Origin of the sequence: Sorangium sp. So ce321, assembly GCF_051530195.1 — a bacterium.
Taxonomy (GTDB): Bacteria; Myxococcota_A; Polyangia; order Polyangiales; family Polyangiaceae; genus Sorangium.
The window spans coordinates 4700298-4712291 of the sequence record NZ_CP150329.1 but is presented as its reverse complement, the minus strand read 5'-3'; the positions used below and the strand labels follow the sequence as shown (position 1 = coordinate 4712291).

Here is an 11994-nt window from a genome sequence, read left to right as displayed (position 1 = left end):
TGTCGCGCTGCACGTCTTCCGACATGGTGGGGGAGCGCGTGGCCAAAGATCCGTGGAGTGATTGGAACGACGACGACCCCGGTAACTTCCAGCCGGGCGATACGATCGGCCCCTACGAGCTGCTGTTCCCTGCAGCCGTGGGCGGCATGGCCGCCGTGTGGGCTGCGCGGCTCAGGCGGCCCAACGGCTCCGTCCAGATCGTCGCCGTCAAGCTGCTGTCGGACGCGATGCGGGGGGACGACGACGCGCGGGCCATGTTCCTCGACGAGGCGTGCACCGCGTCGCGCATCCTCCACCCGAACGTGGTGCACATCCTCGCGTACGGCGAGGTCCGCGACCGGCCGTACCTCGCGATGGAGTGGATCGACGGCGCCCCGATCGCGAAGATCTTCTCGAACCAGAAGGCGAAGCGCGCGCTCCTGCCGCTCGGCTGGGTGCTCCACGTGATGATCGACGCGTGCGCCGGCCTGCACGCGGCGCACGAGGTCCGCGACGACACGGGCGAGCTGCTCAACCTGATCCACCGCGACGTCACGCCCGAGAACGTGATGGTGACGTTCGACGGCATGGTCAAGGTCGTCGACTTCGGCGTCGCGAAGACGCGGGCGCGCGCGCAGATCAGCCGCGTCGGCGCGATCAAGGGCAAGACGGGGTACTTCTCGCCCGAGCAGGTCATGGGCGGGGCGCTCGACCGCCGCAGCGATCTCTTCTCGATGGGCGTGCTGCTCTACCTGCTCGTGACGGGCCACACGCCGTTCCGCGGCAAGGGCCCGCTCGAGGCCATGCAGCAGATCGCGAACCGCAACCCGCAGCCGCCGCGCGAGATCATGCCCGAGGTCCACCCGGAGCTCGACCGCATCATCATGCGCGCGCTCGCCAAGAACCCGAACGAGCGGTACCAGACGGCCGCGGAGCTGCGCCGGGATCTCGAGCAGGTGAGCGTGGCCGTCCGCGAGAGCTACAGCGACAAGCAGGTCGGCCAGCTCGTCCGCGATCTGCTCCCCGGGGTCGCCGAGGCGCGCAAGGAGCGGATCGATCAGGCGATCGACGAGCTCGACCGGATCCTCGCGGAGCGCGCCCACCCGCACAAGCCGCAGGCATCGCGCCCCGAGGACGCGACCGAGGTGATGCTCCGGCGCATCTCCATGCTGCCGATCCTGCAGGACGGGCAGGAGGCGACGGAGGACGCGGCCGACGCGGCGCCGCCGTCGTCCAGCGCCGGGCCCGCGAGCTCGCGCATGTCGGGGCCCGCGAGCTCGCGCATGTCGGGCCCGGCCAGCTCGCGCATGTCGGGGCCCGCTAGCTCGCGCATGTCGGGCCCGACGAGCTCACGGCGGTCGAGCCCGGATCCGATGCGCAAGTCGAACCCGGATGCGACCCGCAAGTCGAACCCGGATGCAACGCGCAAATCGCACCCGGACGCGACGGTCTCGCCGCTCGACTTCCCGGCGGGGCTCTCGCCGCTGCCGCTGATCCCGCCGCCGCTGCACCCGGGCCGCGCGCCGGCGCACGCGGGTCCTCCGGCGAACGCAGCCGACCCTACGGACGCTGTCGCGTCGCTCCCCGAGCGGCGCGCGCGCCAGGCGCCGGCGAGGGGGTCGTTCGTGCGCACGGCGCTGCTCACGCTGGCCGTCCTGGGCCTGGCCGCGGTGGTCTCGCTCCTGCTGGCCCGGCGCTCCGCCGGCCTGTCGTTCGGCTCGCTGATGTCACCCTTCACGAGCCCTGCTGCGCCCGCGCCGACCCTGGATCCGCGCGACGCGGCGGCCGGTGCGGCGCCCGCGCCGACGCCGACGCCGACGCCGACGCCGGCGCAGGACGCGGGCGCGGCGGCGTCGGCCAACGCCGTCGCCGACGCGGCGGCCCCGGCCGACGCCGCCGCGGCCGAGGCGGCCACCGACGCCGCCGTCTCCGCCGACGCGGCGGACGGCGGTGCGGTCCCCGCCGACGCCGCCGCGCCGCTCACGAGCGGGCAGCCGGCTTACGGGCCGGGCGCTGCGCCCGCGCCGGCGACGCCCTACCCGGCTCCCCCGGTCGCCCCCGCCCCGCAGGTCCCGGGGCCGATGCCCACGCCGACCGTGACCTGGTCGCCGCCGCCGCGGCCCGCGGGGCAGCCCGCGCCCCCCGTGCAGCCCGCGCCCGCGGGGCAGCCCGCGGTGCAGCCCGCGCCCCCGGTGCAGCCCGCGCCGCCATCGACCCAGCCGAGCCCCGCGCCTGCCCCGCCGCGCGCGCCCGTCCCCGCGCAGGCCCCGCCGCGCGCCCCCGTTCCGACCCCGCCGCCAGGTCTCGACCTGGCGCCGCGTTAGCGCCGCCGGCCCCGCGCCACGGCAGCGCCGCCGGCCCGCCACGGCGGCGCCGCCGAGCCTCGGGCGCGCTGGCCCTGCCCGCGGCCCGCGCGTCCTGCGCCGCCGCTGGTGGCGCGATCAGTCCTTCTTCGGCCGGTCGAGCGCAGGCCCGTCGGGCAGCGGCGACGGCGGTGCCGGGGTGGCCCGGGACGCCGCTTTCTTCAGGGACGACTCCGCGAGCGACACGAGCGTCGCGAGGTGCACCGGCTTCGAGAGCAGGAAGATCGCGTGGCGCCGCAGCGCGCGGATGCGGGCCTGCTGCGACTCATCGGCGGTCACGACGAAGACCGGCGTGTCCCGGTTCAGCGCACCCTTGGCCGAGAGCCCGTCGAGGACGCTGAAGCCGTCGACCAGCGGCATGTGCAGGTCGAGCACCACCAGGTCGAACTTGCGCGCGGAGAGCCGACGCAGCGCCGGCGCCCCGCCGTTCGCCTCCTCGACGTCCCCGAGCGAGCGGAGCGCGCGCGCAAACATGCCTCGGATCGCGGCGTCGTCGTCGATGACGAGGATGCACGTCACAGCATGACGATGTTTGCACGAACACGGAAGCGTTGGAAGGCCGGCGCCGGTTTCTGCATCGCGCGGCGCGAGCGTCTCCGCACTCCGTCGTGGCGCCGCTCTCGCGAGCTTCGCCCCGAGCTCCGCGCCCGCCGCGCGCGTTCACGTCGGCGCTCGGCCTGGCCTCGCCATCTCGCGCGACGCGCGTCGCGCGACGCGCGCGCGGCGAACGCACAACGGAGACGGACGCACTTCATCGCAGCTCCTGTGTTCGGCGGCCCGAGCCCGGACATGGACGCCACGGATGGGGTGCGGTACACGCGTGGCGAGACCGCATCGCCACCGCAAAGGAACGATCCATGGGCAAATTCACCGTCACGAACGAGATCAACTGCAGCGTCGATACGTTCTGGAAGCTGTTCCTGGACAAGACCTTCAACGAGGAGCTCTACAGGAAGGAGCTCGGTTTCCCCGAGTACACCATCACGGAGCAGTTCGAGACGGAGAGCGAGATCGTCCGCAGGTCGGCCGGAAAGCCGAAGATGAACTTGCCCGGCCCCGTGGAGAAGCTGCTCGGCTCCGGCTTTCGCTATACCGAGGAGGGCAAGCTCAACAAGGCGACGAAGGTGTGGACCTTCAAGCTGACGCCAAGCACCCTGGCAGACAAGATGCGCAACGAGGGCGTGGTCCGCACCGAGGCGCTCGGCGACAACAAGACGCGTCGGATCGCCGAGCTCATCATCGAGGCGAAGGTGTTCGGCGTGGGCGGCTTGATCGAGAGCAGCGCCGAGAAGGAGCTGCGGCAAGGGTGGGAGAAGAGCGCGGTCTTCATGAACAGCTGGATCGCCCAGGGCAGAGCGGTGTAGCCGCGCCGGCGCGGACCGCCCGACCAGGCCCGGCCGCGCGCGCCAGCGAGGCGCCCGAGGAAGGCGAGGCCTGACAGCCCACTGGGCAGCTCCCCACAAGCAGGCATGGCGGCGAGCGGCCGTCTCGCCGTCCATCCGTGTCCGGGCAAGGACACGGTGCTGCACGTTCAGGGTCAAAGCGAGAGATCGGCGGTCTCGACTCTTGCCGGAGCGGGACGCAGGGACCAGGGCCTGGGCCATGGAGCACGTGGTCATCCTCGGCGCTGGCTTCGGCGGCCTCTATGCGGCGCGGACGCTCAGGCGCGAGCCGGTGCGCGTGACCGTGGTCGACCGGCGCAACCATCACACGTTCCAGCCCCTCCTGTACCAGGTCGCGACGGCGGGCCTGAACGCGAGCGACATCGCCGCGCCCATCCGGCGGGTGCTCCGCAAGCAAAAGAACACGAGCGTGCTCCTCGCCGAGGCGACGGCGATCGATCCCGTCCAGAAGAAGGTGTTCTTCGAGGACGGCGAGCTCGGCTACGACAAGCTGATCCTGGCGGCGGGGGCGTCGCACTCCTACTTCGGGCACGACGAGTGGGCGGCCTTCGCGCCCGGGCTCAAGACCGTCGAGGACGCGCTGGAGATCCGCCGGCGCGTCCTGCTCGCCTTCGAGGCGGCCGAGCGCGAGCCCGATGCCGCGCGGCGCAGCGCCTGGTTGACGTTCGTGGTGGTCGGCGCGGGCCCGACGGGCGTCGAGCTCGCCGGGGCCCTCTCGGAGCTCGCCAGGCACACGCTGGTGCGCGAGTTCCGGCACATCAACCCGTGCCGGGCGCGCATCATCCTGCTGGAGGGCGCAGGGCAGGTGCTGCCGTCGTACGTCCCGGAGCTCGGGGAGAAGGCGCGAAAGCAGCTCGCGGCGCTCAATGTGGATGTGCGGACAGGCTGCGTCGTCACCGGGATCGACGAGGAAGGGGTGTCGATCGGGGAGCGGCGGATCGAGGCCAGGACCGTGCTCTGGGGGGCCGGCGTGGCAGCGTCGGGCATCGCCCGCACGCTCGGCGCGCCGCTCGATCGGGCAGGGCGCGTGCTGGTGCAGCCGGACCTGACGGTGCCGGGCCACGAGGACATCTACGTCATCGGCGACCTCGCGTCCCTGAAGCAGGAGGACGGGACGCCCGTGCCGGGCGTGGCGCCCGCGGCCATCCAGGAGGGGCGCCACGCCGCGCGCAACATCGCGCGCACCCTGCGGGGGCAGCCGCGGCTGCCGTTCCGCTACCGCAACAGGGGCTCCATGGCGACGATCGGGCGTGCCGCGGCCGTCGCCGACTTCGGCAGGCTGAAGCTCTCCGGGTTCCTGGCGTGGCTCGCGTGGCTCGTCGTCCACGTCCTCTTCCTGATCGGCTTCCGCAACCGGTTCATGGTGCTGTTCTCGTGGGCCGTGTCGTACCTGACCTACGAGCGCGCCTCGCGGCTCATCACGGGCGAGACGCCGCGGCTCCTCGAGGAGGAGCATCGCGGCGCGCCGGAGCTCGAGCCGCGCAAGGACGACGGCGCCGCCAGGAGCCCGCCGATGCCGGAGCACGCGCGCACCTGAAGAGCGCAAAGCTCACCCGTCGAGCGGCGTCTTGCGCTCATCTGGATCTTTGCGCGCGAGCTGCGTTAGCGTCGTTGATCATGGACATCCATCTCGGTCAGGGCGCCTCAGCTCACCTCTCGCGATCTCTCTTCGCCAGTGCAGCAACTCTGGCCGCGCTCCTGCTCAGCGCATCCTCCGCCTTCGCGCAGGCGCCCCCTCCCGCGGCGTCCGCGCCGCCGGGCGCCGCCCAGGCGCAGCCGGCGCCCTACGGGACCCCGGCGCCGTACGGCGCGCCCGCCCCGTACGCGCAGCAGCCCGGCTACTACCCGCCCCCGGGGTATGCCCCGCCGCCCGGGTACGCTCCGCCGCCCGGGTACGCCCCGCCGCCTGGCTCGCCGCCGGTCGGGCCGAGGATCATGAACTACGAGGAAGGGCAGACCATCCCGGAGGGCTACCGCGTCGAGCCCAGGGCGCGCCGCGGGCTGGTCATCGGCGGCGCGGTGACGTTCGGCGTCACGTACCTCCTCTCGGCGATGGTCGGGCTCGTCGCGGAGGCCGAGGACCGCGCGGGCGGCGGCAGCGGAGCGGCCTACATGCCGCTCTACGTCCCGCTCGCCGGCCCCTTCATCACCATCGGCACGGCGGGCGCCAAGGGCGGCGGGGTCTTCATCCTCATGCTCGACGGGCTGGCTCAGGTCGGCGGCGTCGCCATGTTCATCGGCGGCCTCGCGGCGCCCGAGAAGAAGCTCGTCCGCAACGACGTCTCGCTCTCGGTGAAGCCGATCGTCACGGCCGACACGCTCGGGCTCGGCCTCTCCGGCTCGCTCTGAGCGCGGGCCGCCGCCGCCGCGACCTCACGTCACGACCGGCGGCGTCTCGTCCATCGTCTTGACCGCGCGCTTGGCCCTGCGGCGCACGTCGACGTGCAGCGACTCGTCGAAGTTGATGGCCGAGAACGCCGCGCGCGCCTCGATGTTCTTGCCGAGGGCGGCGTACGCCTCGGCCTCGTTCCACCGCAGCTTCCAGTCGCGCTTCGCGAGGTCCGAGAGCTTCGCGGCGTCGGCGATGATCTCCGGGTATCGCTGCTGCTTCCCGAGCTCGCTCCAGTACTCGGCCCTGAGGTCGTCGTCCTCGGGCGCGAGCGCGACGGCCGCCGCGAAGCCGGCGAGCGCGTCGTCGATGCGGCCCGCGACGAGCTCGGCGCGGGCGAGCGAGCGGCGCGCGCCGGCGCTCTCGGGGTGCGCCGCGGCGAACGCCGCGAGCTCGGGGATCGCCGCGTTGACCTTCTGGATGTCCGCGGGGTCGCTCGGCCAGAACCGGAGCGAGAGCGCGGTGAGGTCGCCCGGGTCGCGCTCCAGCGCGCTCTCGATCGCGGCGGGCGCCTCCTCGCCGCGGCCTGCCTGGGTGAGGCACTTCGCGAGCTCGACCCAGGCGCCCGACGAGGACGCCGCCTCCTTCACGAACGCCTGGGCGGCGGCGAGCGCCTCGTCGACGCGCCCGAGCGACCGGAGCGCGGCGATCCGCGCGAGCTGCGCGCGCTCGGCCCGCTCGCCGCCCTCGCCCGCGCCCGCGGCGGCAACCGCGCGCTCGGCGGCCGCGAGCGCGACGCCGTGGCGGAGCTCGCGCTCGTGGTAGGCGAGCTGCTCCAGGTAGAAAGCGCTGTCGCGCGGCGCCGCGTCCCACTGGCCCGTCAGGTACTCGAGCACCGAGTCGGAGCGCACGTAGACGAGCGAGGCGGCGTCGCGCGGGTTCTCGTAGATCGGCGCGAGGACCCCGAGCTGCACCATCGCGTCGAGCGCCGGCTGGCAGTCGGGCTTCGCCTCGAGCGCGAGCACCATCTCGTCGAGCGCGGCGTCCTTCTTCTGCATCGCCAGGTGCACCTGCCCGACCGCCACGTGGTAGTCGGCGTCGCCCTGGAACGTCTTCCGGATCGCCTGGAAGCTCTTCAGCGCCGCGGGGTGATCGCCCATGTTCGCCTGCGCCGAGGCGAGGTTCAGCCGCGCGGCGTGGTCGTCGGGGTCCATGGTGACGATGCGCTTGAGCGCCGAGATGGCCTTCTCGTAATCGCGCTCGCCGAACGCCTTCTGCGCGCGCTCCCAGACCGGCGCCTTGTCGAGGAAGGCCTCGAATTGCGAGACGAGCGCGCTGTTCTGCTTGCGCCAGACGCCGCTCTTGCCGGGCTCGGAGTTCGTGAGGAAGTCTTTGATCCACTTGCGGGCAGCGTCGATGCTGAGCCCCTTGTCGGCCAACCCCTCGAACTCGCCCCGAGGCACCGGCATGCGCGCGGGGATCCCCTGCCGGCGCGCCGTGTTCTCGTCGAGGCCGATAAGCACCCAGTCGCCTTGCTCGCTCATGATCAAGGACGGTACCCGCCGTGCCCCGCCGGGATCAAGCGACGTCTCGGCGCGCGGCGCCCGCGCCCGCGCCCGTGACGCACGCACGCAGCAGCGGAGCTCGGCTCCGAGGGCGGCGCGCCGCGCGGCGACGCTTCAGGAGTAGAGCCAGGCCAGCAGGACGAACGCGGCGAACGCCGCCGCCGCGACGGTGAGGGCGAGCGCGCGCGGCACCCCGAGGAGCATCGGCCGGATGCTGGCCTGGAACGCGATCGACTCCACGGAGCTCGGCGGGCTGTTCGGCATGTCGACGCCGGAGGCGCCGCCCTGGATGATGAGCGGCGCGGCTGCGCCGCCAGCAGCGCAGCTCCTCGCGGGCGCCGCGGTCGCGCTCCGCGGGGCCGCCGCGGCGCCCAGGGCGGCCGGAGCGGGAGCTTGCGGGGGCGCGCCGAAGTCCGGGGGCCGCGGCGTCGCGGGCGACGCCAGGTGCTCGAGCCCGAGCTGGGCCAGGACGGCCTGCTGCTCGCTGCCCCACGCGACAGGGCCAGCGGCCGTCTCGGGCGCGACCGTGAGCGGCGAGGACATCACCTTGTGCATCGCCCGCTCGAGCGCGAGCGCCTCGTCGAGGCGGCGCGACGCGCGCTCCGCGCCGGAGCTCGCGGCGAGGCGCAGCGCCTCGGCGGCGATCGACGAGAGGTGGGCCGCCACCTTGGCCAGCGCCTGCTTGCGCTCCGCGTGCGCGACAGCGAAGCGCGCCTCCTCGCGGAACCGGAGCGCCTCGGTCGTGAGGCGGTCGACCTCCGCGTGGAGCTGCGTCTCGCTCGCTGGCGCGCCCGGCGACGTGGGCGTGGCGCCGGCGTCGCGCGCCGCGGAGTACGCGACCGCGGCCGTCGTCGAGCGCGGCGCCTCCGCCTGCGGCGGCTCGTTCACGGGCGAAAGGCGCGACTCGGAGTCCTGCGCGGTGATCGAGCCGTACGACGGCTGGCTGCCGCGCCGTCGTCCGCCGCTCGAGCTGCCGGACGCGGGGTCCCCGCGCCCGCGGCCGGCACCCCCGACGACGACCGTCTTCTCCTCGGCCCCGTCGGACGACAGCGGCCCGCGCCGGCGGAGGCCGTCGTCCGCGTCGCGGGACGTGATGCTCAGCGGGAGCGGGGACGCCGTGCCGCTGCCGCCCCGCGCGTCGAGATCGGTCGGCTCCTCGTCCTGCGCGCGCGCCGCGCCGCTACCCCGGAGCCGGTCGGAGGCGCCCGCGCCCCGGTCCCGCGCGGCGTGCGCGGCGTGCGAGACGTCGACCGCGGGCCGGCGCGGGATCGCCGTCTGCGCCGAGAGCGAGGGGCGCGGCGCCTTGGCGACGTCGGCGAAGCCGCCCGAGACAGCGCGCTCGAACCAGCGCATCTGCCTCATCGCGTTGCGCCGCACGAAGCGGCCGAGCGCCTCCTCGTTCCCCTCGAGGTACCCGTGGCTGCGCAGCCAGCCCTCGAGCCGCGCGAAGATCTCGTCCGCGCTCTGGAAGCGCGACGACGCTTCCTTCTCGAGACAGCGCGTCACGATCGCCACGAGCTCCTTGTCGATCTTCGGCCGGAGCTCCCGCAGGTCGGCCGCCGGCTGCGTCGTCAGGTTCCGGAGGAGCTCGTAGTCGCTCGACGAGGGCCACGGGTGCTTGCCCGCGAAGAGCTCGAACAGCACGACGCCGAGCGAGAACAGGTCGGAGCGCTTGTCGGCGGGGCCCCCGCGCGCCTGCTCCGGCGCCATGTAGGTCGTCACGCGCCGCCGCGCCCCGACGGCGGTGGTCATCACGCGGAGCGAGGACTTGGCGAGCCCGAAGTCGGCGATCTTCACCTCGCCCTGGAAGCCGACGAGCACGTTGCCCGGCGTGAGATCGCGGTGCACCAGGTTGAGCAGCTCGCCGGCTGGCGAGCGCAGCTCGTGCGCCGCGGCGAGCCCACGGCAGAGCGTCGCGCCGATGTGGACGACGAGCCGCTCGGAGAAGACCTCGCCCGTGTCGAAGACGGTCTTCATGAGCCGCGCGAGGCTCACGCCCTGCACGAGCTCGACGGCGAAGTACGACCCCTGCTCGTCGGTGCCCCAGCCGGCGACCTCGACGACGTTCGGGTGCTTGAGCGCCGCTGTCGTGCGCACCTCGTCGAAGAACCGGGTGGAGACCGCCGGATCCTCGGCGTAGTGGGGGTGCAGCCGCTTGACGGCGAGCAGCTCCCCGGGCCGGTGCGGACCTGCCGACCTGCAGAGATCAACGCGGGTGGTCGCTCCGGATGCGATCTCGGCGAGGAACTGGAGCGAGAGCGCGGCCGGCGCGGGCGCTGGGAGCCGAGACATGCACGGTGAAGTCTAGCGGGCGACGGCCCCCACCGGAAAGAGCCTCAGACGCCCGCGCGCGCCGCGGCGATCGCGGCGGCGACCCCGGAGGGGGTGGCCTTGAGGTGGACGTCCAGGTGGTCATCCTTGGTCTTCAGCGCACGAACACCGAGCACCGGCGCGCAGATGCGCAGCACCCGGACGACCGTCGAATTCTGGCTGATCGCTGGAATCTTGAGCAGATCCAGGGTGATCCGGTCGTCCTTCGCGTCGATCAGCGCGGCCGGCCGCTTTGGCATGAACGACACGAAATTGCCCGGCTTGTTCAGGTCGATCGCTCCCGAGTTAATGAGCCCGGCGATCGGCGAGCTCTCGTCGCCCATGACGTGAAGCTTGAGGTCGGCGATCCGGAGGCCGACCTGGATGGCGTCCGCGCGCACGTCGAGCTCCTCGGCGTAGACGGCGAACGACGCCCGGATCGGGGCGCCCATGACCTTCACGGTGAGCGCGAGGCGCAGGCCCGGGGGCGCGGCCTCGATCACGATGTCCTTCGGCGCGCGCTTGCCGCCGCTGAGCTCCCTCGCGAGGTAGCGCAGCGCATCGATCGGGACGCCGAAGCGCAGGCCGAGCGCGCCGCGCAGCGCCCTCCCGATCTCCTCGGGGTGAGCCTTGAGGTATTCACCGGCCTGGCGGAGCAGCAACTTCGGGCTGGGCTTGGGCATCGTTGGGGCAGCTACGATTGCCCCGAGTCCGGCCCGCGCGCAAGGGCCGAGCGCGAACGTCCGCGAGGTCACCGACGCGCCGAAGGCGGTTGTTCGATGGGGGGCGACTCGGCCACACTCGGGCGCGATGCAGCTCAAGATTCTTCTTGTCATCGCCACAACCGCGCTCGCGATCGGCTGCGGCTCGGCCGACGCGACGCTCGGCGCGCCGAGCGACGAGCCGACCGGCGGCGGCTCTTCGAGCCAGGGCGGCGACGGCGACGGCGGCTCGACCGGCAGCGGTGAGGACGACGGCGGCGGCGACGCTTCGAGCGGCGCGGGCGGCGATGCGTCGAGCGGCGCAGGCGGCGATGCGTCGTCGGGCGGCGATGCGTCGTCGAGCGGCGGCGGGGCCCCGGGCGCCCGCTGCGACCCGCCTCCCGCGTGCGACGCCGCGCCGCCCGATCCGGGGGAGGAGCTCGCGTGGAACCACCCGACGTCGTACCTCATCGCCGGCGCGGGGCGCCCCAGCCACCGCGGGCGCGATCTCTACCTGACCCCTGACGACCCGCAGTGGATCATCGGCAAGTTCGCCTATGGGATCACCGACAAGGACCTGAAGGGCGAGCGGGTCGACGTCTACCTGCTCCGCGGCTGCGGCGGCGCCTGGGAGCGCCTCGGCGCGGCGATCACGACGGAGGACGACGCCGCGCACCGCGAGATCGAGGGCGTCATCGACAGCGGCGGCCGCGTCTTCTTCGAGATCCCCGCGGCGCAGCGGCTCGGTCCGGGCAGGCACCGGGTCCACCTGGTCGTCCGCGGCGATCTGTCGAGCACCGACCTCTTCATCGAGGTCGTCCCCCGGGGCGCCCCGATGTTCGTGAGCGACGTCGACGGGACGCTGACCGGCACGGAGACGGAGGAGTTCACCGCCCTCCTCACCGGCTCGCTGCCCGACGCGCACCCGCGCGCCGCCGCGGCGTTCCATCGGCTCACGTCGAAGGGCTACCGCCCGATGTACCTGACCGCGCGGCCGGAGTGGCTCGTCCAGCGCACGCGCGACTTCCTCGAGGCCTACGGCTTCCCGCCTGGCATCGTGCACACGACCCTCGACCTGACCGGCGCGCTCGGCCAGGCCGCCGCGGACTACAAGATCACGGAGCTGCTGCAGCTCTTCAGCGGGAGGGAGATCGTGCCCGCGTGGGCCTTCGGCAACACCGCGACCGACGCCGCGGCCTACGATAGCGCCGGCGTGATGCCTCTCACCCGGCGCGTGTTCTACCGGTTCGACGACGCGCTGTTCGGCGGCCGGCGCATCGACGACTACGCCGAGCTGCTCACCGAGATCGACGCGCTCCCGAGCCTCTGCGACTGATCTCGAGC

The 11994-nt window shown here is 73.5% G+C and carries 9 protein-coding genes; 5 read left to right on the top strand and 4 right to left on the bottom strand.

The window, feature by feature from the left end:
- Positions 1-38: 38 nt before the first annotated feature.
- Positions 39-2303 (top strand): serine/threonine-protein kinase, encoded by a 2265-nt coding sequence (locus tag WME89_RS17920; protein ID WP_438010337.1) that lies wholly within the window; start codon positions 39-41, stop codon positions 2301-2303.
- A gap of 117 nt (positions 2304-2420) precedes the next feature.
- Here the strand turns inward: WME89_RS17920 and WME89_RS17915 are convergent, their stop codons facing one another.
- Positions 2421-2861 (bottom strand): response regulator, encoded by a 441-nt coding sequence (locus WME89_RS17915; RefSeq protein ID WP_438010336.1) that lies wholly within the window; start codon positions 2859-2861, stop codon positions 2421-2423.
- Positions 2862-3199: 338 nt separating this feature from the next.
- Here WME89_RS17915 and WME89_RS17910 point away from each other — a divergent pair, with 338 nt between their 5' ends.
- The 3 genes from WME89_RS17910 to WME89_RS17900 all read left to right on the top strand — a co-directional run bounded on the left by WME89_RS17910 (position 3200) and on the right by WME89_RS17900 (position 6094).
- Positions 3200-3706 (top strand): DUF2505 domain-containing protein, encoded by a 507-nt coding sequence (locus tag WME89_RS17910; RefSeq protein WP_438010335.1) that lies wholly within the window; start codon positions 3200-3202, stop codon positions 3704-3706.
- Positions 3707-3944: 238 nt separating this feature from the next.
- The gene (locus WME89_RS17905) at positions 3945-5282 is read left to right on the top strand and encodes an NAD(P)/FAD-dependent oxidoreductase (RefSeq protein ID WP_438010334.1); all 1338 of its coding nucleotides are present in this window, start codon (positions 3945-3947) and stop codon (positions 5280-5282) included.
- Between the two features lie 80 nt (positions 5283-5362).
- Positions 5363-6094 (top strand): hypothetical protein, encoded by a 732-nt coding sequence (locus WME89_RS17900; protein ID WP_438010333.1) that lies wholly within the window; start codon positions 5363-5365, stop codon positions 6092-6094.
- Between the two features lie 24 nt (positions 6095-6118).
- Here WME89_RS17900 and WME89_RS17895 read toward each other — a convergent pair whose 3' ends face one another.
- The 3 genes from WME89_RS17895 to WME89_RS17885 form a co-directional block, all read right to left on the bottom strand.
- A complete protein-coding gene (locus tag WME89_RS17895; protein WP_438010332.1) occupies positions 6119-7618 on the bottom strand; it encodes a tetratricopeptide repeat protein in 1500 nt (499 codons plus the stop codon).
- A 135-nt stretch (positions 7619-7753) separates the two neighbouring features.
- A complete protein-coding gene (locus tag WME89_RS17890; RefSeq protein ID WP_438010331.1) occupies positions 7754-9931 on the bottom strand; it encodes a serine/threonine protein kinase in 2178 nt (725 codons plus the stop codon).
- A gap of 44 nt (positions 9932-9975) precedes the next feature.
- Positions 9976-10632 carry a hypothetical protein gene (locus WME89_RS17885; protein ID WP_438010330.1) on the bottom strand — a complete coding sequence of 219 codons (657 nt, stop codon included), beginning with the start codon at positions 10630-10632 and terminating at the stop codon, positions 9976-9978.
- 127 nt (positions 10633-10759) lie between these two features.
- Here WME89_RS17885 and WME89_RS17880 point away from each other — a divergent pair, with 127 nt between their 5' ends.
- Positions 10760-11986 carry a lipin/Ned1/Smp2 family protein gene (locus WME89_RS17880; protein WP_438010329.1) on the top strand — a complete coding sequence of 409 codons (1227 nt, stop codon included), beginning with the start codon at positions 10760-10762 and terminating at the stop codon, positions 11984-11986.
- The last annotated feature ends 8 nt before the right edge of the window (positions 11987-11994 follow it).